General features: G+C 66.1%; 21 protein-coding genes and 1 pseudogene. 17 read left to right on the top strand and 5 right to left on the bottom strand.

Annotation, left to right across the window (positions count from 1 at the left end):
* The first annotated feature begins 7 nt into the window (after positions 1–7).
* The 9 genes from nifD to EZH22_RS04185 all read left to right on the top strand — a co-directional run bounded on the left by nifD (position 8) and on the right by EZH22_RS04185 (position 8,764).
* Entirely contained in the window at positions 8–1,513 is a 1,506-nt protein-coding gene (gene nifD / locus EZH22_RS04225) for a nitrogenase molybdenum-iron protein alpha chain (RefSeq protein ID WP_203194523.1), read from the top strand.
* Between the two features lie 83 nt (positions 1,514–1,596).
* The gene (gene nifK, locus EZH22_RS04220; protein WP_203194522.1) at positions 1,597–3,156 is read left to right on the top strand and encodes a nitrogenase molybdenum-iron protein subunit beta; all 1,560 of its coding nucleotides are present in this window, start codon (positions 1,597–1,599) and stop codon (positions 3,154–3,156) included.
* A 117-nt stretch (positions 3,157–3,273) separates the two neighbouring features.
* Positions 3,274–5,172: a nitrogenase iron-molybdenum cofactor biosynthesis protein NifE gene (gene nifE, locus EZH22_RS04215; RefSeq protein WP_203194521.1), complete on the top strand. Its 1,899-nt coding sequence runs from the start codon at positions 3,274–3,276 to the stop codon at positions 5,170–5,172.
* A 9-nt stretch (positions 5,173–5,181) separates the two neighbouring features.
* Positions 5,182–6,609, top strand: coding sequence for a nitrogenase iron-molybdenum cofactor biosynthesis protein NifN (nifN, locus tag EZH22_RS04210; protein ID WP_203194520.1), 1,428 nt, complete (start codon positions 5,182–5,184; stop codon positions 6,607–6,609).
* Between the two features lie 15 nt (positions 6,610–6,624).
* Entirely contained in the window at positions 6,625–7,020 is a 396-nt protein-coding gene (gene nifX, locus EZH22_RS04205; RefSeq protein WP_203194519.1) for a nitrogen fixation protein NifX, read from the top strand.
* A gap of 8 nt (positions 7,021–7,028) precedes the next feature.
* Positions 7,029–7,499 (top strand): NifX-associated nitrogen fixation protein, encoded by a 471-nt coding sequence (locus tag EZH22_RS04200; RefSeq protein ID WP_203194518.1) that lies wholly within the window; start codon positions 7,029–7,031, stop codon positions 7,497–7,499.
* A 12-nt stretch (positions 7,500–7,511) separates the two neighbouring features.
* The gene (locus tag EZH22_RS04195; RefSeq protein WP_011995773.1) at positions 7,512–7,712 is read left to right on the top strand and encodes a CCE_0567 family metalloprotein; all 201 of its coding nucleotides are present in this window, start codon (positions 7,512–7,514) and stop codon (positions 7,710–7,712) included.
* A 35-nt stretch (positions 7,713–7,747) separates the two neighbouring features.
* The gene (gene fdxB / locus EZH22_RS04190; RefSeq protein WP_203194517.1) at positions 7,748–8,044 is read left to right on the top strand and encodes a ferredoxin III, nif-specific; all 297 of its coding nucleotides are present in this window, start codon (positions 7,748–7,750) and stop codon (positions 8,042–8,044) included.
* 30 nt (positions 8,045–8,074) lie between these two features.
* Complete coding sequence (locus EZH22_RS04185; protein WP_203194516.1) at positions 8,075–8,764, top strand: nitrogen fixation protein NifQ; 690 nt, start codon at positions 8,075–8,077, stop codon at positions 8,762–8,764.
* A gap of 262 nt (positions 8,765–9,026) precedes the next feature.
* Here EZH22_RS04185 and EZH22_RS04180 read toward each other — a convergent pair whose 3' ends face one another.
* The 4 genes from EZH22_RS04180 to EZH22_RS04165 form a co-directional block, all read right to left on the bottom strand.
* Entirely contained in the window at positions 9,027–9,347 is a 321-nt protein-coding gene (locus tag EZH22_RS04180; protein WP_203194515.1) for a hypothetical protein, read from the bottom strand.
* A gap of 5 nt (positions 9,348–9,352) precedes the next feature.
* Positions 9,353–9,610: a hypothetical protein gene (locus EZH22_RS04175; protein ID WP_203194514.1), complete on the bottom strand. Its 258-nt coding sequence runs from the start codon at positions 9,608–9,610 to the stop codon at positions 9,353–9,355.
* 20 nt (positions 9,611–9,630) lie between these two features.
* The gene (locus EZH22_RS04170) at positions 9,631–10,491 is read right to left on the bottom strand and encodes a sulfurtransferase (RefSeq protein ID WP_203194513.1); all 861 of its coding nucleotides are present in this window, start codon (positions 10,489–10,491) and stop codon (positions 9,631–9,633) included.
* A 142-nt stretch (positions 10,492–10,633) separates the two neighbouring features.
* Positions 10,634–11,092, bottom strand: coding sequence for a hypothetical protein (locus EZH22_RS04165; protein ID WP_203194512.1), 459 nt, complete (start codon positions 11,090–11,092; stop codon positions 10,634–10,636).
* 438 nt (positions 11,093–11,530) lie between these two features.
* On the opposite strand from EZH22_RS04165, the gene EZH22_RS04160 reads away from it, so the two are divergent.
* Together EZH22_RS04160 and EZH22_RS04155 are read left to right on the top strand one after the other, a co-directional pair.
* Positions 11,531–13,153 carry a flavin monoamine oxidase family protein gene (locus EZH22_RS04160; protein ID WP_203194511.1) on the top strand — a complete coding sequence of 541 codons (1,623 nt, stop codon included), beginning with the start codon at positions 11,531–11,533 and terminating at the stop codon, positions 13,151–13,153.
* A gap of 25 nt (positions 13,154–13,178) precedes the next feature.
* A complete protein-coding gene (locus EZH22_RS04155) occupies positions 13,179–13,646 on the top strand; it encodes a Rieske (2Fe-2S) protein (protein ID WP_203194510.1) in 468 nt (155 codons plus the stop codon).
* A gap of 150 nt (positions 13,647–13,796) precedes the next feature.
* Here the strand turns inward: EZH22_RS04155 and EZH22_RS04150 are convergent, their stop codons facing one another.
* Complete coding sequence (locus tag EZH22_RS04150) at positions 13,797–14,384, bottom strand: hypothetical protein (RefSeq protein WP_203194509.1); 588 nt, start codon at positions 14,382–14,384, stop codon at positions 13,797–13,799.
* A gap of 497 nt (positions 14,385–14,881) precedes the next feature.
* On the opposite strand from EZH22_RS04150, the gene EZH22_RS04145 reads away from it, so the two are divergent.
* The 6 genes and pseudogenes from EZH22_RS04145 (at position 14,882) to nifB (ending at position 20,018) form a co-directional block, all read left to right on the top strand.
* Complete coding sequence (locus EZH22_RS04145; RefSeq protein WP_203194508.1) at positions 14,882–15,202, top strand: HesB/IscA family protein; 321 nt, start codon at positions 14,882–14,884, stop codon at positions 15,200–15,202.
* 47 nt (positions 15,203–15,249) lie between these two features.
* Positions 15,250–15,516: pseudogene (locus EZH22_RS04140) on the top strand (NifU family protein); the annotation flags it as partial.
* Positions 15,517–15,657: 141 nt separating this feature from the next.
* On the top strand, positions 15,658–16,866 hold the full coding sequence (nifS, locus tag EZH22_RS04135) for a cysteine desulfurase NifS (protein WP_203194506.1): 1,209 nt from the start codon (positions 15,658–15,660) through the stop codon (positions 16,864–16,866).
* 165 nt (positions 16,867–17,031) lie between these two features.
* Positions 17,032–17,247, top strand: coding sequence for a putative nitrogen fixation protein NifT (nifT, locus tag EZH22_RS04130; protein WP_203194505.1), 216 nt, complete (start codon positions 17,032–17,034; stop codon positions 17,245–17,247).
* Positions 17,248–17,253: 6 nt separating this feature from the next.
* A complete protein-coding gene (locus tag EZH22_RS04125) occupies positions 17,254–18,126 on the top strand; it encodes an SIR2 family NAD-dependent protein deacylase (RefSeq protein ID WP_203194504.1) in 873 nt (290 codons plus the stop codon).
* Positions 18,127–18,455: 329 nt separating this feature from the next.
* A complete protein-coding gene (gene nifB / locus EZH22_RS04120; RefSeq protein WP_203194503.1) occupies positions 18,456–20,018 on the top strand; it encodes a nitrogenase cofactor biosynthesis protein NifB in 1,563 nt (520 codons plus the stop codon).
* Positions 20,019–20,045 lie beyond the last annotated feature (27 nt).

Below are 20,045 nucleotides of genomic sequence, written 5' to 3'. Positions count from 1 at the left end.
TTGCGAAATGAGCTTGGCCCAACCGCAAAGCGTTGCTGAAATCAAGGCGCGTAACAAGGAACTCATCGCGGAAGTTCTCAAGGTTTATCCCGAGAAGACCGCGAAGCGCCGCGCGAAGCACCTCAACGTCCACGAGGCCGGCAAGTCCGACTGCGGCGTGAAGTCGAACATCAAGTCCATCCCGGGCGTGATGACGATCCGCGGCTGCGCGTATGCCGGTTCCAAGGGCGTGGTGTGGGGTCCGATCAAGGACATGATCCACATCTCCCATGGCCCAGTGGGCTGCGGCCAGTACAGCTGGGCCGCCCGCCGCAACTACTACATCGGCACGACCGGTATCGACACCTTCGTGACGATGCAGTTCACCTCCGATTTCCAGGAAAAGGACATCGTCTTCGGCGGCGACAAGAAGCTCGCCAAGATCATGGACGAAATCCAGGAGCTGTTCCCGCTCAACAACGGCATCACGGTGCAGTCCGAGTGCCCGATCGGCCTCATCGGCGACGACATCGAGGCCGTGTCCAAGGCCAAGTCGAAGGAATACGACAACAAGACCATCGTGCCCGTGCGCTGCGAAGGTTTCCGTGGCGTGTCCCAGTCGCTCGGCCACCACATCGCCAACGACGCGATCCGGGACTGGGTGTTCGACAAGATGGACCCGAACGCGGCTCCCCGCTTCGACCCGTCCCCGTATGACGTGGCCATCATCGGCGACTACAACATCGGCGGTGACGCCTGGTCTTCGCGCATCCTCCTCGAGGAGATGGGCCTGCGCGTGATCGCCCAGTGGTCCGGCGACGGCTCGCTCGCCGAGCTCGAGGCGACCCCGAAGGCGAAGCTGAACGTCCTGCACTGCTACCGTTCCATGAACTACATCTCCCGCCACATGGAAGAGAAGTTCGGGATTCCGTGGTGCGAGTACAACTTCTTCGGCCCGTCCAAGATCGCCGAGTCGCTGCGCAAGATCGCCGGCTACTTCGACGACAAGATCAAGGAGGGTGCGGAGCGCGTGATCGCGAAGTACCAGCCCCTGATGGACGCGGTCATCGCCAAGTACCGCCCGCGCCTCGAGGGCAAGACCGTCATGCTGTACGTGGGCGGCCTGCGTCCCCGTCACGTGATCGGCGCCTACGAGGACCTCGGCATGGAAGTGGTCGGCACCGGCTACGAATTCGGCCACAACGACGACTATCAGCGCACCGCCCAGCACTACGTCAAGGATGGCACCATCATCTATGACGACGTGACCGGCTACGAGTTCGAGAAGTTCGTCGAGAAGATCCAGCCCGATCTCGTCGGCTCGGGCATCAAGGAAAAGTACGTGTTCCAGAAGATGGGTGTGCCGTTCCGGCAGATGCATTCCTGGGACTATTCCGGCCCGTATCACGGCTATGACGGCTTTGCCATCTTCGCCCGCGACATGGACATGGCCATCAACTCCCCCGTCTGGAAGATGACCAAGGCTCCGTGGAAGCGGGCTCCGGCACAGCCGGGCCTGCTCGCGGCCGAGTGAGCGCCTGAGCCCGACGCCCCTCCCCATGCGGGGAGGGGCACCCGGCGGGCTTGATCCGTTTGACCCACCCATAGGGGTTCGAGATGCCACAGAATGCAGATAACGTGCTCGATCACTTCGAGCTGTTCCGCGGTCCCGAGTACCAGCAGATGCTGGCCAACAAGAAGAAGCTGTTCGAGAACCCCCGCGATCCCGCCGAAGTCGAGCGCGTCCGCGAGTGGGCCAAGACGCCCGAATACAAGGAAAAAAACTTCGCCCGCGAAGCCCTCACGGTGAACCCGGCGAAGGCCTGTCAGCCGCTCGGCGCGGTGTTCGCCGCCGTGGGCTTCGAGGAGACCATTCCCTTCGTGCACGGCTCGCAGGGTTGCGTCGCCTACTACCGTTCGCACTTCTCGCGTCACTTCAAGGAGCCCAGCTCCTGCGTGTCCTCTTCCATGACGGAAGACGCGGCGGTGTTCGGCGGCCTCAACAACATGATCGACGGCCTCGCCAACACCTACAACATGTACAAGCCGAAGATGATCTCGGTCTCCACCACCTGCATGGCGGAAGTCATCGGTGACGACCTGAACGCCTTCATCAAGACCGCCAAGGAAAAGGGCTCGGTCCCGGCCGAGTACGACGTCCCGTTCGCCCATACCCCGGCGTTCGTCGGCAGCCACATCACCGGCTACGACAACGTCATGAAGGGCATCTTCGAGCACTTCTGGGACGGCAAGGCCGGCACGGCGCCCAAGCTCGATCGCGTCCCCAACGAGAAGATCAACTTCATCGGCGGCTTCGACGGCTACACCGTCGGCAACCTGCGCGAAGTCAAGCGCCTGTTCGGCCTGATGGGCGTGGAATACACCATCCTCGCCGACAATTCCGAAGTGTGGGACACCCCCACCGACGGCGAGTTCCGCATGTATGACGGCGGCACCACGCTGGAGGAGGCGGCCAACGCGCTCCATGCCAAGGCCACCATCTCCATGCAGGAATACTGCACCGAGAAGACGCTGCCGTTCATCGCCAATCATGGCCAGGAAGTCGTCGCCTTCAACCACCCCGTGGGCGTGAAGGGCACCGACGAATTCCTCATGGCGATCTCGCGCATCTCCGGCAAGGAAATCCCCGAGGAGCTCGCCCGGGAGCGCGGCCGCCTGGTGGATGCCATCGCCGATTCCAACGCGCACATCCACGGCAAGAAGTTCGCCATCTATGGCGATCCGGACCTGTGCATGGGTCTCGCGAGCTTCCTGCTCGAGCTCGGCGCCGAGCCGACCCACGTGCTTGCCACCAATGGCAACAAGAAGTGGGCCGACAAGATGCAGGAGCTGTTCGACAGCTCGCCGTTCGGCCAGAATTGCCAAGTCTATCCCGGCCGGGATCTGTGGCACATGCGTTCGCTGCTCTTCACCGAGCCGGTGGACTTCCTGATCGGCAACACCTACGGCAAGTATCTCGAGCGCGACACCGGCACTCCGTTGATCCGCATCGGCTTCCCGGTGTTCGACCGTCACCACCACCACCGTCGTCCGGTGTGGGGCTATCAGGGCGGCATGAACGTTCTGATCACCATCCTCGACAAGATCTTCGACACGATCGACCAGAACACCATCGTGCCGGCCAAGACGGACTACTCGTTCGACATCATCCGTTGATCGCAGAAGCCTGAAGATATCGATCCGGCCCGGGGCCCCACCCGGGCCGGATCGAACGGGAGCCGCCGTTTTCGAAATCCAGATCTTTACACAGCCCGCTTGTCGAAGGAGAGATCCATGAGCTCGCTTTCCGCCACGATTCAGGAAGTCTTCAACGAGCCCAGCTGTGCGAAGAACCAGAACAAATCGGAGGCGGAAAAGAAGAAGGGGTGCACCAAGCAGCTCCAGCCCGGCGGCGCCGCCGGCGGCTGCGCCTTCGACGGGGCGAAGATCGCCCTCCAGCCCCTGACCGACGTGGCCCACCTGGTGCACGGCCCCATCGCCTGCGAAGGCAATTCCTGGGACAATCGCGGCGCCAAGTCCTCCGGCTCGAATCTCTGGCGCACCGGCTTCACCACCGACATCAACGAGACCGATGTCGTGTTCGGCGGTGAAAAGCGCCTGTTCAAGTCCATCAAGGAAATCATCGAGAAGTATAACCCGCCGGCCGTCTTCGTCTACCAGACCTGCGTGCCCGCCATGATCGGCGACGACATCGACGCGGTCTGCAAGGCGGCGAAGGAGAAGTTCGGCACGCCGGTCATCCCGATCAATTCGCCGGGCTTTGCCGGCCCGAAGAATCTCGGCAACAAGCTCGCCGGAGAAGCCATCCTCCAGCATGTCATCGGCACCGAGGAGCCGGAATACACCACGCCCTACGACATCAACATCATCGGCGAATACAACCTTTCCGGCGAGCTCTGGCAGGTGAAGCCGCTGCTTGACGAGCTCGGCATCCGCATCCTCGCCTGCATCTCCGGCGACGGGCGCTACAAGGATGTCGCCTCCTCGCACCGCGCCAAGGCGGCGATGATGGTGTGCTCCAAGGCGATGATCAACGTCGCCCGCAAGATGGAGGAGCGCTACGACATTCCCTTCTTCGAGGGCTCCTTCTACGGCATCCAGGATTCGTCGGATTCGCTCCGCGAGATCGCCCGCATGCTCATCGAGCGCGGCGCCGATCCCGAGCTGATGGACCGCACCGAGGCGCTGATCGAACGCGAGGAGGCGAAGGCCTGGGCGGCCATCGCCAAGTACAAGCCCCGCTTCAAGGACAAGAAGGTGCTGCTGATCACCGGCGGCGTGAAGTCCTGGTCGGTGGTGGCGGCGCTGCAGGAGGCCGGCCTCGAGCTGGTGGGCACTTCGGTCAAGAAGTCCACCAAGGAGGACAAGGAGCGCATCAAGGAGCTCATGGGGCAGGACGCCCACATGATCGACGACATGACGCCGCGCGAAATGTACAAGATGCTCAAGGACGCGAAGGCCGACATCATGCTTTCGGGCGGCCGCTCGCAGTTCATCGCCCTCAAGGCGGCGATGCCCTGGCTCGACATCAACCAGGAGCGCCACCACGCCTACATGGGTTACGTGGGCATGGTGAAGCTGGTCGAGGAGATCGACAAGGCGCTCTACAACCCCATCTGGGAGCAGGTGCGCAAGCCCGCCCCGTGGGACAATCCGGCCAACAACTGGCAGAATCGTGCCATCGCGCAGATGGAGGCGGAAGCCGCGGCGCTGGCCGCGGATCCGGTCGCGGCCGAGAAGGCGCGGCGCGCCAAGAAGATCTGCAACTGCAAGAGCGTGGACCTCGGCACCATCGAGGATGCCATCAAGGCCCACGGTCTCACCACCGTGGAGGGCGTGAAGGCCCACACCAACGCCTCCGGCGGCTGCGGGGCGTGCTCGGGCCGCATCGAGGAGATCTTCGAGGCGCTGGGCGTCGCCGGCGCGCCGGTGCCGGCGGATCCGGTCCTGGCCGAGGCCGCGCGCCGCGCGAAGAAGGTCTGCAATTGCAAGAGCGTGGATGTGGGCGCCATCGAGGATGCGGTTCGCGCCGGCGCGTCCAACCTCGCCGAGGTCACGGCCCGCACCGCCGCCGCCTCCGGCTGCGGCAAGTGCGGCGAGCGGATCGAGGAGATGCTGGACGTGCTGGTCGCCCCGCCCGGCGCGCCGGTCACCCTCGTGGCCGCGGAATAGGAGGCGGCCATGGCCAAGTTCGTCCAGGGAAAGAAATCCTGTGCCGTCAACCCATTGAAGATGAGCCAGCCGATCGGCGGCGCGCTCGCCTTCATGGGCCTCAGGGGCGCCATGCCGCTGCTGCACGGCTCGCAGGGCTGCACCTCGTTCGGCCTGGTGCTGTTCGTGCGGCACTTCAAGGAGGCGATCCCGCTGCAGACGACGGCCATGAGCGAGGTCGCCACCGTGCTCGGCGGCTATGAGAATGTCGAGCAGGCGATCCTCAACATCTACAACCGCACCAAGCCGGAGATCATCGGCATTTGCTCCACCGGCGTCACCGAGACCAAGGGTGACGACGTGGACGGCTACATCAAGATGGTGCGCGACAAGTATCCCCAGCTGGCCGACTTTCCGATGGTCTATGTCTCCACCCCCGACTTCAAGGATGCCTTCCAGGACGGGTGGGGCAAGACCGTCGCGAAGATGATCGACGTGCTGGTGGAGAAGCCGGCGCCGGACGTGGTGCGCGACGCGAAGCGCGTCAACGTGCTGCCGGGCTCGCATCTTTCCCCCGGCGATCTCGACGAGCTGCGCACCATCTTCGAGGATTTCGGGCTAGAGGCCTCGTTCCTTCCGGACCTCGCGGGCTCCCTGGACGGGCATATTCCCGACGATTTCACCCCGACCACCATCGGGGGCATCGGCGTGGAAGAGGTGGCGACCATGGGCGAGGCAGCGTGGACCATCGCCATCGGCGCGCAGATGCGCGCGGCGGCGGAGGCCATGCAAAAGAAGGCCGGCGTACCCTATCGCCTGTTCGAGCGGCTGTGCGGCCTCGGGCCCAACGACGAATTCTTCATGTTCCTCAGCGAGATCTCGGGCCGCGAGGTGCCGCGCAAGTATCGGCGCCAGCGCGGTCAGCTGGTGGATGCCATGCTCGACGCGCACTTCCATCTTGGCGGTCGCAAGCTCGCCATCGGCGCCGAGCCGGACCTGCTCGTCGACGTGGCCACCATGCTGCACGAGATGGGGGCGCACATCACGGCGGCGGTGACCACCACCCAGTCGCCCGCGTTCGAGCACCTGCCGGCGGACGAGGTGCTCCTCGGCGACCTCGAGGATCTCGAGACGCTGGCGAAGGAGCGCGGCTGCGACCTGCTCCTGACCCATTCGCACGGACGGCAGGCGGCGGAGCGGCTCAAGATCCCGTTCCACCGCATCGGCATTCCCATGTTCGATCGCATCGGCGCGGGCCATCGCCAGATGGTGGGCTACCGGGGCACGCGGGAGCTGATCTTCAGCCTCGCGAATCTGTGCATCGCCGATCACGAGGAAAATCACGAGGTCACGCCGCAGACCTGGCAGGACCCCTGGAACAGCGACGGCCACGGGCATGCCCCTGCCGCCGCGCCCGCCGCCACTCACGCTCCCGCCGCGAGCACGGCCCACCACTAAGAAGGCGAACCTCCCATGAAAGTCGCATTCGCAACTCAGGACTTGAAACGGGTCGATGCCCATTTCGGCTGGGCCAAGAACATCGCCATCTACGAGGTCGGACCGGAGAATTCCCACTTCGTCGAGGCCATCGAATTCGACGGTGACCTCAAGGAAGACGGCAACGAGGACAAGCTCGCGCCGAAGATCGAGGCGATCAAGGATTGCGCCATCCTCTATGTCGCCGCCATCGGCGGTTCGGGCGCCGCCCGGGTGGTGGCCAACAATATCCACCCGATGAAGGTGAACCAGCCCGAGGAGATCTCCGATCTCATCGAGAAGCTGGCCACCGTGCTGCGCGGCACGCCTCCGCCCTGGCTGCGCAAGGTGATGTCGAAGGGCCAGGAACGTACTTTCGATTTTGACGAATGAGGATGGACATGTCCGAAGAAGCGCAAGTCATCGAACCGGTGTCGGCAGAAGAAATCCCGTTCATCAAGGAGCTCATCAAGGTCTGGCGCGCCCAGGACACCCACGGCGCGTGGGAAGGCAAGGCGGATCTCGACCTGATCGCGCCCTACATCGTCGACAAGGAGGCGCGTCGCGCGCTGCCCATCATCGGTGACCCCGACCCCGAGACCATCTGGCGGATGGAGCTGTTCTTCAACGCCGTGTGCCTCATGATCGAGCGTGAGACCAAGGTGATGATCACTCCCATGCTCAAGATGAGCCACGAGGGCTTCGGCCGGATGGTGCTCATCGGCGGCCGGCTGATCGTCGTCAACAAGCAGCTGCGGGACGTTCACCGCTACGGCTTCGACAATCTCGGCAAGCTCGGGGAAGAGGGAACGAAGTTCGTCGCTTCCGGCGTCGAGATGATCCGCAAGTTCCCCGAAGTGGCCAACTTCTGACAGGGTGAAACCATGAGCGACGTGGAAGAACTGAAGGCCGAGATCAAGAAGCTCAGCGCCAAGGCGACCCAGGCGAAAATGGATCTCCACGATCTGTCCGAGGAACTCCCGATCAGCTGGGAGACCATCATGGATGTCGCCAAGAGGGCGCACAGCGCCTTCGCCGAGCTGGAAAAGAAGCGCGCGGACTTGAAGGCCCTTGAGGCCGCCTGATCAAGGCCGCCTGAACCTGAGAAGGCACTTTCGACATGTCGCACGAAACCCGGGACGGTCGAGCCTGGCAGCCAGACTATTTGCTCGATATCGATGCCAATAAATGCATCGGTTGCGGGCGCTGCTTCAAAGTCTGCGGTCGGGACGTGATGACGCTGAAGGGCATCAACGAGGACGGCGAAGTCGTCTCCCTCGACGATGACGAGGACGATGAGGTCGAGAAGAAGGTGATGGTCATGGCCGACACGGGCGCCTGCATCGGCTGCGGTGCATGCGCGCGTGTCTGCCCGGCCAGCTGCCAGATTCACGGCCACGAGAAGGCCGCCGCCTGATCGCGGCGCATCGGCGAACGGAGCGCGCCCATGACTGCCGAAGAGGTCTATGACTGGCTGATCGCATCATCGACCTCTTCGGCCGGCGACGCCTTCGACGTGCATGTGGCGGCATCCATCTTCGCCGTCGCCTTCGCCGAGGCGGAGCAAGACGGCCGCGACCAGTTGGACTCGGTCGGGCTCGAGCGGCGCGCGTTCCTCGACCTGTCGGGCATCCTGTTTCCCGCCGCCGCGCCGGTTCTGGCGCAACAGGTGGACGAGCACCCCGTGGCGGTGGAGCCGGAGGAGCAGTCCGTCCGGGATATTCTCGGTATCTATTCTTCCGATGCCGGCCGGCTTCAGGCCTATTTCATCGCGATGATCGCCCGGCGCTGCCAGGCGCCGCATCATCTGTGGCAGGACCTGGGGCTGAGGAGCCGGGAGGAGCTGCGCGAACTGATGACGCGCCGCTTCGCGCCGTTGGCCATGAAGAACCGCCAGGACATGAAGTGGAAGAAGTTCCTCTACCGCATGGTGTGCGGATCCGAGGGCTTCACGCTCTGCGCCGCCCCGGTCTGCTCGGATTGCGACGAATTCCACATCTGCTTCGGCGCGGAGGATGGGGAATCGCGCCTCGCCCGCAGCCGCAACTTCGGCGCGGCCAACGCCAACGCGCCGATGGACACCGCGCTTCTGGACACCGCCCCCTTGAACAACGCCCTTCCGGAAGCCGCCGAGTAAAGCGGGGGAGGGCGACGGCCTGGCCTTTCGCCGCACCGTTCAATCCCGCGGAGAAGCTGTGCGGTCCCGATCGCCCGCTGTCGCGTCGCGCATGAAGCGCCGGCGCCGCCCCCCGCCGGCCGCATCGTCCATAATCCGCATTTTCCATCCGGCCGGCGGCAGCCCTTCGGCGCCCGCCGATCACATCCCATTGAACGAACACGGCCCGGCGCCGGCATGCGCCGGGCCGGGCCTTCATCCCGCAGGCGCTGCGCCGGCAGGCTTACTCGATGCCTTCGCTGCGCGCCCGCCACATCATGGCGATGCGGAAGCGCTCGTTGATGGCGGCGGGGCTGGCCAGGATCTCCGCCTCCGTCTCCCTGAAGGCCTTCTCCACCAGGTCCGCCTCTTCCTGGGTCAGGGTCACCCGGCCGGCGAGGTGGGTCGCCTCCGGATGCACCGACCAGATCTTGCGCTTGTTGGGATGGAGCTTGACCTCGGTGAGGTCGAAGGCCTCGAGCTGCCCGTCGAGCAGGAGGGCGAGGCCCGACACCTCGAGCTTGCGGCCGTCCGAAGTCGTCTTGATGAGCGTTGTTGTTGCCATTGTCTTCACCCGTCCTGAGCCGCGAGCCAACTGTAGCCGCCCTGGTCCCAGAGCTGCGCCAGCACCTGATCCGAACTCCAGTCCGGAAACTGGGATTTCACGGTTTCATAATCGCCGCGGAAACGCTCCGCGTCTTCTCCGGAAAGATCCGCGGCAAGGCCATCCGGCTTGAAGCGGAGCAGGAAGTGCGACTGGTCCGGCTTGGCGAGGAGAAGGAATTCCTCCCCGTCGCTGACCAGGCTGAGTTCATCGTGATCGGACATGGCGCGCTCCCCGCTGCTCCTCAGGCCGCAGCCGCTGCCGGCGTGTCGTCGGCGAGGCCCCATTCGGCCCAGGAGCCGTCATAGAGGGCGGCGCTCTTGTTGCCGAGGATGAACAGCGCCAGCAGCAGCACGCAGGAGATGGTCCCCGATGCGCAGGTGACGGTGATGGGCTTCGCGATGTCGACACCGGCGGCGGCAAAGCGCGCCGCCATTGCCTCGGGCGGGATCAGGGCTCCCGTCTCCTCGACGATGAAGTCGCCCCACGGCAGGTTGATGGAGCCGGGAATGTGGCCCTTCTTCTTCACCGGGAACACGTCATCCTGGCTGCCGGAGAACTTGGCCGGGCCGCGCGCGTCGATCACCTGCTCGGCCTTGCCGGAGAGATTGGCGATCATCTGCGGCAGGTCGCGCACCAGGGCCGGATCGAACACCGCGGTGAACGTCTTGGGATCGGGCCGCACCGGAGCCATTTCCGCCGGCCGCTTCTCCTTGGTCCACTTGCCGAACCCGCCGTCCAGCATGGCCACGTTGTCGTAGCCGAAGATGCGGAACATCCACCACACCCGCGCCGCCGCGGCGCCGCCGCACATGCGGTCATAGACGATCACCGTGTCGCCGTTGGCCACGCCCAGAAGGCCGACCTTCTTGGCGAACTCGGCCACGGGCGGCAGCATGTGCGGGAGCGGATTGCTCTTATCGGCCACGTGGTCGATGTCGAAATGCACCGACCCCGGCAGATGGCGGCCGCGATACTGGGTGCGCCCGTCCATGTTGGTGCTCTCGTGGAGCCAGGTGCAGTCGAGGATCTTGAGGCTCGGGTCAGCCAGATGCTCGGCCAGCCAATCGGTGCTCACCAGCGGTCCGGGAAGGGCAATGGACATGACGCGGGGATCTCCTTGTCGAGTTTCGACAGCCGGCAATTCTCAGGGTCCTCGGCGGCGGGCGGGCCGTGGCCGCCTGCCGCGTGAGCGTTCCGGGCTCATCCGCCGCCGCAGCGTCGCGGCGGCGGATGAGCCCCGGGCCTCAGCGCACTTTCGGCAGGGCGTAGCCGGGACGCGGATGGGCGTCGTAATAATCCGCCCGCTCCGGCCAGCCGCCTTCCGGGTTGAACTTGAAGCTGGTGACGCGAACCGGCGCGCCGTGGCTGCAGGACACTTCGGCGAGCTTGATCTCGCGGTCGCCCGGGCCGACCGAGAAATCGGCCACCACCTTGCCGTCGGCCGTGACGGCGCGCGCGAAGCCGGGGGTTCCCACGTCGGAGGCGGTCACCGGGGCGGCGAAGTTCGGCACCTCGGAGCCGTCCTCGGACGGGGTGTTGAAGGACGGCGCGCCGAAGGTGAAGGTCGCGAGCTTGCCGCTGCGGTCGACGGCGTGGTCGGCGCTCACCGGGCGGGCCACGGAATAGATGGTCAAGGTGCCGCCGGCCAGCAGCTCCTTGATCTCCTCGAGGGAGCGGTTGGCAAATTCCGACGCGACGATCATTTCAATCTCCACAAGGCAAATGTGTCCGATCAACTGTCCTTCCGACCGATCAAGTTTCGTGCCACTTCGCCCGCCCTCCCGCGCCGAGGCGCGACGCACCCGGAAAAGCCCGTGCCTGCCGGGGATTTGGCGGCCGCGTCGGGTGGAGCGTGGATACGGCTCCGGGCGTTCGTGTCGGAAATGTTTCGCGGGACGCGGGAAATCCGACGCGGCGCGGTGGGTGATGCCACAAACCAGGGCCCAATCGCGCGTGGAAAGGGGCCTGCGGGCGCTGTGCGCGAATCTTGCAAGGGCTCCAAGGAACGCGCCAGAGCCGGATCCTCCCCGCTGACTCAGCCCGGATGAGAATCCGCCTTTCAACGCGAGTATGGAGAGCGCCTTTTCCGATCGGCGCGCGGTGCAGGCCGGTCGGCGCGGGCTCTAGCGAGGGACTGATCCATGCTGGAAACGGCAATCATCGGCGGCGGGCTCTGTGGTCTCGCGCTGGCGCGGCATCTGGAGAAGCAGGGCCGCAGCTTCACTGTGTTCGAGGCGCGCGCCCGCCTCGGCGGCCGGATCCTCTCGGCCGTCTCCGCTACCACCGGCGGGGCGCTGGACCTCGGCCCGACCTGGTTCTGGCCCGACACGCAGCCGCTGATCACCGCCTTCGTGTCGGACCTCGGGCTCGTCTCCTTTCCGCAGCACGACGAAGGCGCGGTGCTGCACCTCACCGAGGCGGACAAGACGCCCCGGGGCCTCGACCAGCAGGTTCACGGCGGCGCGCAGCGCGTCGCCGGCGGCATGTCGCGGATCATCGCCGCTCTGGCCGAAGGGCTGCCGGAAGAGCGGGTCCGTCTCGGCCACGTGCTGTCCGGCGTGGAGGACAAGGGCGACCACGTGGCGCTCACCTTCCGGGTGGACGACGCCTTCCTGACCGTCGAGGCCCGGCATGTGGTGATTGCGCTGCCGCCGCGCCTCGTGGCCGAGACCGTTCGCTTCACGCCCGATTTGGACGCGGCCACCCGCGACGCCATGGGCGCCGCGCCCACCTGGATGGCGGCGCAGGCCAAGGTGATGATTGCGTTCGCCTCCGCGTTCTGGCGGGAGGCGGGCCAGTCCGGCAACGCCTTCGTGACCCACGAGCAGGCGGTGGTGGGCGAGATCTTCGACGCCTGCGACGCCAGCGGCACCAAGGCGGCGCTGGGCGGCTTCCTCAGCTTTCCGCCGGACCTGCGCGAGGCGTTCAGCGTCGGCCTGCCCCTGCTCATGGACAGCCAGATGGTGCAGGTCTTCGGCAGCGCCGCCGAAGCGGGCGAGCAGCATTGCCAGGACTGGGCGCAGGAGCCCTTCACCTGTTCCACGCGCGACCGTGCCGAGCCTCCGGGCGAGCACGTGGCCTTCTCCAATCCGCTGCTGCGCCGGCCCTTGTGGGACGGCCGCCTCCATCTCGGCGGCTCGGAGACCGCGACCCAGGGGGCCGGCTACCTGGAGGGCGCGCTGGAAGCGGCGCGGCGCATCGACCGGGCGCTGGCGCGGGAGCGCGCCGAGGACGGGGCCGAACCGGGCGTGCCGGACGGGCTGTCGGTCAATGCCGCGAGCCTCGCCCGCTTCGCCGCCTGGGTCGGCGCCCAGAACGACACGGCATTCGAGGCCTACCGGGTGCGGCTGAACCGGGCGCTCGCCACCCAGGATCGCGAGCAGCTCACCCAGCGCGCCATGCTGGGCGCCATCGAGGACCTCTACGATCGCGCCGCCGACATGCTGGATACGCTGCCGTTCGACATGCGCGGCGTGGGGGTGGAGAAGGGCCGATCGGCCCTCATGCCGGACGTGCAGCTGCCGTTCCGCGACTTCATCCAGACGCTGCTGGACGATGTGATCGCCTTCAACCGCACGTCGTGCGCCCTGTCCAATTTTCCCGGCGAGCACCACCTCTCCAAGGATTACGTGCAGACGATCCTGCGCGACGTCGCCGCCGCCTGGCGCGACTTCTGCCTGGCGGCGAACCGGCGCCTCCTGGCCAAGGCCGAGGCCGGCACCCCCTTGCCCCCGGCGTCGGTGCCGGGGGTGGCCCGATCCTGACGAGTGCATCGTGAACGAGGACAAGATGGAACCGAGCATCGCGGAAGACGAAACTGTGCCCCAGGGCGGTGTCGCCTACGTCATCTGCTCCATGAGCGACATTCCGAGCCAGCGGGCGCGGGGCTTCGAGCTCATGCAGGTGGCCGAGGACGGGACCGAGCAGCCGTTCAACCTCGTGATCGTCCGCTGGGGACGGCAGGTGTTCGGCTATGTCAACCGCTGCCCGCACGACGGGGTGAAGCTCGACTGGGAGCGCAACCAGTTCCTGGACCCCAACGGCATCCGCCTGATGTGCGGCAAGCACGGCGCCCTGTTCGAGCTCGGCACCGGCGCGTGCCTCGAAGGGCCGTGCAAGGGCAAGAACCTCGTGCCGGTGACCCTCAGCGTCATCGACAACGACATCTGCGCGCTGGGCGTGACCCTCGCCGAGGATGTGGACGACGACGATGAGGACGAGGTGACGTCCTGCTCCGACGAAGGCGGCGGCGTGTGAGCCGACAGCGTCCGGCGCATCGCCGCCGGACGTCCGGGGCCTTCTCGGTCACAGGGACCCGAGGTGACAGGGACCCGCGGTGATATGGGCCCTCGTTGACATGCGGTGAAGGCATGCGCCGAGGGCCCGCTTCGGCGGCCGGGCCCGGGATCAGACCGGGCGGTTCTCGTTGCGGTTCTTGACCGGCTCCATGATGGAGACGCCCTTCTCGTAGGTGATGACCTCGTAGTCCTCGTGCCAGTCGCGCGCCGCATCGAGCACCACGTCGGTCTTCCCGCCGGTGTCGAGCTTCTTGATGTCGTTCTTGTCGATGCTGAGAAGCTCGGTCATTTCCTTCCACACGGTGGATTCGTCGCAGGGTAGGACATAGAACGTCTTGCCGCCATGCGTGACGCGATACTTCGACAGGAGGTCGATGTTGTTGCAGAATAAGAAATACTTGCCGTCGGGCGCCAGCGCGTCGCCGAGCACGTCCACCACGTCGGCGAGGAAGGCGAAGTTCTGCAGGTAGCCGGCCAGCACCGGAATGGTGGTCTTGCCCTCCTCGGCGCAGACCAGCACCTGCTCCATGGTGTATTCCGGCGGGCGCTTCTCGTCGGCGACGGCGACCTGGAATTTCAGGGCGATGTCGCCGCGAAAATCGAAGCGGCCCGGCTTGGTCGGCTGCTTGAGCACGGCATTCAGGAGTCGCCCCTCTTTATCCAGCCGGCCCAGGGGGGTGTTCTCGATCGCAGTCATCAATGGTCTCCGGTTCAGCACACAACTTTTGGACAGGCGCGAGCAGGGCGCGCCTTCGTGGGCTCGAAGGCGCCGCTCTCCGCCGAAGGCGGTTCGGCGGCCCACCCGCGCAGGGGGCAGGCGTGCATCTCATGCAAACAGTCTGCCGGTTCGGCCGCGGGCGGCCTCCGGCGCGCGGGGGAGCGACAATCAGCCCTCCCCGCCACCCCGGCCGCGCCCTCCCGGCGCATCCACCGGCGCCGCAACGACCAGTGATCGCGGGGGCGCGGCGCCCCGGGCGGGAGGCGCGGGGCCGGCGGCTGGGCGGGGCGGCGGAGCCGGCCGGGCCGCGTGCGGTTCGGTGCCTGAACCGCGCCGCGCCGCGTGTCCGAAACCGGACACGCGTCGCAAAGGCAACAGGTCCGTTGCGGAAAAGCGAGGTAAATCAGTCCGTTGTTGTCTGGCATGCGGCTTGCTCCCGTCCTTCCCAACGAAGTCTCTCAAGCGAAGGTCGAGCGATGATCAATTTGACCGACAGCGCCTTGAATGCCGTCCGCGACGCGATCCTGGGCGCCGATCAGCCCGTCAGCGGCCTGCGCATCATGGTCGAGACCGGCGGCTGTGCCGGCTACCAGTACAAGATGGGCCTCGTCAGCGATTCCGAGCCGGACGACACGGTGGTGGAGCGCGAGGGCGTGCGGGTGTTCGTGGACAACAAGAGCCACGAGCTCCTCGCCGGCACCGTCATCGACTTCGTCGTGGCCCTTGAGGGCGCCGGCTTCACCTTCGAGAATCCCAACGCCACCTCGAGCTGCTCCTGCGGCAAGTCCTTCGGCTGAGGTCGGGATGCGCACCGGGTCGAGTGAATTCTAGAGAGGACACTGCGATGTTCGCCGAGACCGAAGAGCGTCAGCCGCTTACCCGCGAAGCCAAGCGTGAGGCGATCATCCGGGAGGTGATCGAGGAGATCCGTCCGAATCTCAAGCGGGACGGCGGCGACTGCGAGCTCGTCGAGATCGACGGCAACAAGGTCATGGTGAAGATGACCGGCGCCTGCGTGTTCTGCAAGCTGGCCAGCGAGACCATCGAGGGCATCCAGACCAAGATCGTCGAGCGCCTCGGCGAGCTCATCCGCCTCATCCCGGTGGCCGGCGCGCAGAACAAGCCGCTGGTGAGCCTGAAGGCGCTTTCGCCGGCGCCCTCCGCCGCGCCGCTGGCTCCGGCGCCCGCCGCCTCGCCGGTCCGCTGAGGCCCGGCGGGCCTCCAGGCTCAGACGATCTGAAGGGGTGCTTCCGTGCGGCCGGTCTATCTCGACAACAACGCGACGACACGGACCGATCCCCTCGTGGTCGAGGCCATGCTGCCGTTCTTCAGCGAGCATTTCGGCAATGCCTCCTCCACCCACGCCTTCGGGGCGCATGTGGGCGAGGCGGTGAAGGCCGCGCGCAAGCAGCTTCAGGCTCTGCTTGGCGCGGCGTTCGACCACGAGATCATCTTCACCTCCGGCGGGACGGAGGCCGACAGCGCGGCAATCCTTTCGGCGCTGGAGACGCAGGAGGGGCGGGACGAGATCGTCACCACCACGGTGGAGCACCCGGCGATCCTCACCCTCGTCGCCCATCTGGAAAAGACCCGCGGCACCAGGGTGCATCTCATCGGGGTGGACCGCCACGGGCGGCTCGATCTCGACGCCTATGGCAAGGCGCTGTCGCCGAGGACCGCCATCGCCTCGGTGATGTGGGCGAACAACGAAACCGGCACCCTGTTCCCCGTGGCCGAGCTGGCGGAGATGGCCCGCCAGGCCGGCGCCCTGTTCCACACCGACGCGGTGCAGGCCGTCGGCAAGGTGCCCATCGACCTGAAGTCCACCGCCATCGACATGCTGTCCTTGTCTGGCCACAAGCTGCACGGCCCGAAGGGCATCGGCGCCCTTTACGTGAAGAAGGGCGTGAAGTTCCGCCCCCTTATCCGCGGCGGCCACCAGGAGCGCGGCCGGCGCGGCGGCACCGAGAACGTGCCGGGCGTCATCGGCCTCGGCGCGGCGGCGGATCTCGCGCTGAAGCACATGGAGGCGGAGCGCACCCATGTGAAGGCGCTGCGCGACCGGCTGGAGCAGGGCATCCTGCAGCAGGTCAGCCACGCGCTCCTCAACGGCGATGGTGACAACCGCCTGCCCAACACGGCCAATATCGCCTTCGAGTATCTCGACGGCGAGGCGGTGCTGCACAATCTCAACAAGGCGGGCATCGCCGCCTCCACGGGCTCCGCCTGCACCTCCGGCTCCACCGAGCCCTCGCACGTGCTCCGGGCGATGAACCTGCCGGCCAGCGCGCTCCACGGCGCCATCCGCCTGTCGCTCTCCCGTGAGAATACGGGGGAGGACGTGGACCGCGTGCTGGATGTGCTGCCCGAGATCATCACCCGTCTGCGCGCCATGTCGCCGGCCTGGCTCGCCCATGAAGGGGCGGGGCAGCAGGGGGAAGGCGTCGCCGGTCATGTCTGAACCAGGGGACGCCCGGCGCGCCGCCGCCGCGGGCCGCGTGGACGGGCGCGCGCCGATCGCAGCCTTCGCCGCCGCGCGGCACCCGAGGAGCATCCCGAAGCCCGTCCGTGTCGGGCCGGGTGCGGGTCACAGCGGCGTGTTCGGCCCGCTCAAGGAGTCCATCGTATGAAAATCATGATTCGTCGTTCCCCGGAGATGGGCCTGTCCATCTACGTCCCCAAGAAGGACCTGGAGGAGCCGATCGTCGAGACCGAGCACGAGACCCTGTGGGGTGGTTGGATCAAGATCGCCAACGGCTGGGTCCTGGAACTGCCGGAGATGGCCGAGGGCACCACCCTCCCCATCACCGTGAACGCGCGCAAGCGCGGCGAGGAGGAGTGAGCTGACATGAATATCGCCGTCGCCAATATCGAGACGCTGAAGCTCGCCGACGCCGAGGCCGTCCTGAAGGACGTGGCGGCGGAGCTCGTCGCCGGCAAGGTCGTGCCCTATCTTGGGCCCGGCCTTCTGCCCCTGGGAACGCCGGCCATTCCGGTCACGCCGGAGGACCTCTCGGTCTTCTTCGGCACCAAGGTGGCCCTGCCGAAGCGCGCCAAGGGCAACGCCTGGGCCGCCGCCCAGCACATCGAGAGCATGAAGCACCGCAACACCGTGTCGGCCCTGATGGCCGATGCGTTCGCTCCGCCCGTGGCGCCGCTGCCGGTCCAGTCCTTCCTCGCCGGCCTGAAGCTGCCGTTGATCGTGGACACCTGGTATGACGGCGCCATGCGCACCGCGCTCGCCGGTCGCAGCGACTGGGGCGAGGTCCAGGGCATCACCCGCGCCGGCATCGGCGAGGATCGCTGGTACCGCTTCTACGACGCCGCCGGCCAGGAAACCGACCGCGCCGCCGCCGAGGGCTGGCCGACCGTGCTCTACAAGCCCCACGGCAGCGTCGCGCCGGCCAAGAACTGGCTGATTTCCGACGCCGACTATGTGGAAGTCCTGACCGAGATCGACATCCAGACCCCGATCCCGGACGTGGTGAAGAACCGTCGCACCGAGCGCAGCTTCCTGTTCCTCGGCTGCCGGTTCCACGACCAGCTCCTGCGCACCTATGCGCGGCAGGTGGCGAAGCGCTCGCGCACCCCGCACTTCGCCATCGTGGACGAGGCGCAGCTGACCCGCAACGAGCTGCGCTTCCTGCTGACCCACGCCATCACGCCCATCGCCATGCCGTTGCCCAAGGCCCTGGACATCATCATGTCGGCGCGTACCTGAGCCGGCCGCAACATCTTCGGACCGAGACATGAGAGCATGCCCGGCGACGGGCATGCTCTCATCGTTTTTGCCGGGCGCGCGGCTTTTGCCGGCCTGCATTGATTGAAATCAAATCCGCGGCGGACAACGGCCGAAATCGACGAATGAGCATGTAACTTTTCCAACATGTCAGACCTGTCGGGGTGCGTGTTGGCAAGCCTACAGCCGGATAAATGCGAATAACGATTTGAAAGGTAATGAAAATTTGCGGCGTCTGGCAGTGGCACGCCAGTTGCTCTTCTGGTCGCAGGATTTTTTTGAGGATCCTGCTGGAAGCGAGGAGCAGATAGATGCACGCGTCGACACAGCAAGAGACGAGCGAAGTCGCAGTGGCCGACAAGCTGGCCGAGGTCATGCAGGCCAAGGCGGAACACCAGGGTTGCGGAACCTCCGGCGGTTCGGGCAAGGCGAGCTGCGGCTCGTCCGCCGGCCAGGGCGACCTGCCCACCGAGATCTGGGAGAAGGTGAAGAACCATCCCTGCTACAGTGAAGAAGCCCACCACCACTATGCGCGCATGCATGTTGCCGTCGCCCCGGCGTGCAACATCCAGTGCAACTACTGCAATCGCAAGTATGACTGCGCGAACGAATCCCGCCCGGGCGTGGTCTCCGAGAAGCTGACACCCGAGCAGGCGGCGAAGAAGGTGCTCGCGGTCGCCTCCACCATCCCGCAGATGACCGTGCTCGGCATCGCCGGCCCCGGCGATCCGCTGGCCAATCCGGAGAAGACCTTCAAGACCTTCGAGCTGATCAACCGCACCGCGCCGGACATCAAGCTCTGCCTGTCCACCAACGGCCTGGCCCTGCCCGACCACGTGGACACCATCGCCGGCTTCAACGTCGACCACGTGACCATCACCATCAACATGGTGGATCCGGAAGTGGGCGCGAAGATCTATCCGTGGGTCTTCTGGAAGCACAAGCGCTACACTGGCTATGAGGCCGCCAAGCTCCTCACCGACCGGCAGATGCTGGGCCTGGAGATGCTCACCGAGCGTGGCATCCTGTGCAAGGTCAACTCGGTGATGATCCCCGGCATCAACGACAAGCACCTGGTCGAGGTGAACCGGGCGGTGAAGTCGCGCGGCGCGTTCCTCCACAACATCATGCCGCTCATCTCGGCGCCGGAGCACGGCACCGTGTTCGGCCTCAACGGCCAGCGCGGCCCCACCGCCCAGGAGCTCAAGGCGCTCCAGGATTCGTGTGAGGGCGAGATGAACATGATGCGTCACTGCCGCCAGTGCCGCGCCGACGCGGTGGGCCTGCTCGGTGAGGACCGCTCCGCCGAGTTCACCACCGACAAGATCATGGCCATGGAGGTCAATTACGACCTCGACAGCCGCAAGGCCTACCAGGCCCTGGTCGAGGAAGAGCGCGTGGCGAAGGTCGCCGCGAAGCAGGAAGAGCTCGAGAGCCTCGCCGGCGAGCAGAGCGACATCAAGCTGCTCGTCGCCGTCGCCACCAAGGGCTCGGGCCTGATCAACGAGCACTTCGGCCACGCCAAGGAGTTCCAGGTGTGGGAGCTCTCCACCGGCGGCGCCAAGTTCGTCGGCCATCGCCGCGTCGACCTGTACTGCCAGGGCGGCTACGGCGAGGAGGACAGCCTCGAGACCATCATCCGCGCCATCAACGACTGTCATGCGGTGTTCGTGGCGAAGATCGGCGGTTGCCCGAAGGCGGACCTCATCAAGGCCGGCATCGAGCCGGTGGACGGCTTCGCGCACGAGTTCATCGAGAAGTCGGCCATCACCTGGTTCAAGGAATACCTCAACAAGGTGAAGATCGGCGAGATCGAGCACACCGTGCGCGGTGACGCCGAGATCCGCCAGGGCGCACTGACCAACGCGGCCTGACCGGCCCGCACTGACTGGCAGAGCGTC

This window comes from Xanthobacter dioxanivorans (assembly GCF_016807805.1).
Lineage (GTDB): Bacteria > Pseudomonadota > Alphaproteobacteria > Rhizobiales > Xanthobacteraceae > Xanthobacter > Xanthobacter dioxanivorans.
The sequence above is the reverse complement of the archived record's forward strand: the minus strand, read 5'-3'. Positions and strand labels throughout refer to the sequence as shown.

What these genes read in the sequence shown, in the direction of transcription:
- EZH22_RS04195 (WP_011995773.1), top strand. Translation starts at nt 7,512, where the DNA reads ATGAGCGACGTGGAAGAACTGAAGGCCGAGATCAAGAAGCTCAGCGCC.
- EZH22_RS04175 (WP_203194514.1), bottom strand. Translation starts at nt 9,610, where the DNA reads ATGTCCGATCACGATGAACTCAGCCTGGTCAGCGACGGGGAGGAATTC.
- fdxB (WP_203194517.1), top strand. Translation starts at nt 7,748, where the DNA reads ATGTCGCACGAAACCCGGGACGGTCGAGCCTGGCAGCCAGACTATTTG.
- EZH22_RS04150 (WP_203194509.1), bottom strand. Translation starts at nt 14,384, where the DNA reads ATGACTGCGATCGAGAACACCCCCCTGGGCCGGCTGGATAAAGAGGGG.
- nifB (WP_203194503.1), top strand. Translation starts at nt 18,456, where the DNA reads ATGCACGCGTCGACACAGCAAGAGACGAGCGAAGTCGCAGTGGCCGAC.
- EZH22_RS04160 (WP_203194511.1), top strand. Translation starts at nt 11,531, where the DNA reads ATGCTGGAAACGGCAATCATCGGCGGCGGGCTCTGTGGTCTCGCGCTG.
- EZH22_RS04180 (WP_203194515.1), bottom strand. Translation starts at nt 9,347, where the DNA reads ATGGCAACAACAACGCTCATCAAGACGACTTCGGACGGCCGCAAGCTC.
- EZH22_RS04170 (WP_203194513.1), bottom strand. Translation starts at nt 10,491, where the DNA reads ATGTCCATTGCCCTTCCCGGACCGCTGGTGAGCACCGATTGGCTGGCC.
- nifD (WP_203194523.1), top strand. Translation starts at nt 8, where the DNA reads ATGAGCTTGGCCCAACCGCAAAGCGTTGCTGAAATCAAGGCGCGTAAC.
- EZH22_RS04185 (WP_203194516.1), top strand. Translation starts at nt 8,075, where the DNA reads ATGACTGCCGAAGAGGTCTATGACTGGCTGATCGCATCATCGACCTCT.
- EZH22_RS04165 (WP_203194512.1), bottom strand. Translation starts at nt 11,092, where the DNA reads ATGATCGTCGCGTCGGAATTTGCCAACCGCTCCCTCGAGGAGATCAAG.
- EZH22_RS04125 (WP_203194504.1), top strand. Translation starts at nt 17,254, where the DNA reads ATGAATATCGCCGTCGCCAATATCGAGACGCTGAAGCTCGCCGACGCC.
- nifT (WP_203194505.1), top strand. Translation starts at nt 17,032, where the DNA reads ATGAAAATCATGATTCGTCGTTCCCCGGAGATGGGCCTGTCCATCTAC.
- EZH22_RS04155 (WP_203194510.1), top strand. Translation starts at nt 13,179, where the DNA reads ATGGAACCGAGCATCGCGGAAGACGAAACTGTGCCCCAGGGCGGTGTC.
- nifN (WP_203194520.1), top strand. Translation starts at nt 5,182, where the DNA reads ATGGCCAAGTTCGTCCAGGGAAAGAAATCCTGTGCCGTCAACCCATTG.
- nifE (WP_203194521.1), top strand. Translation starts at nt 3,274, where the DNA reads ATGAGCTCGCTTTCCGCCACGATTCAGGAAGTCTTCAACGAGCCCAGC.
- nifX (WP_203194519.1), top strand. Translation starts at nt 6,625, where the DNA reads ATGAAAGTCGCATTCGCAACTCAGGACTTGAAACGGGTCGATGCCCAT.
- EZH22_RS04200 (WP_203194518.1), top strand. Translation starts at nt 7,029, where the DNA reads ATGTCCGAAGAAGCGCAAGTCATCGAACCGGTGTCGGCAGAAGAAATC.
- EZH22_RS04145 (WP_203194508.1), top strand. Translation starts at nt 14,882, where the DNA reads ATGATCAATTTGACCGACAGCGCCTTGAATGCCGTCCGCGACGCGATC.
- nifK (WP_203194522.1), top strand. Translation starts at nt 1,597, where the DNA reads ATGCCACAGAATGCAGATAACGTGCTCGATCACTTCGAGCTGTTCCGC.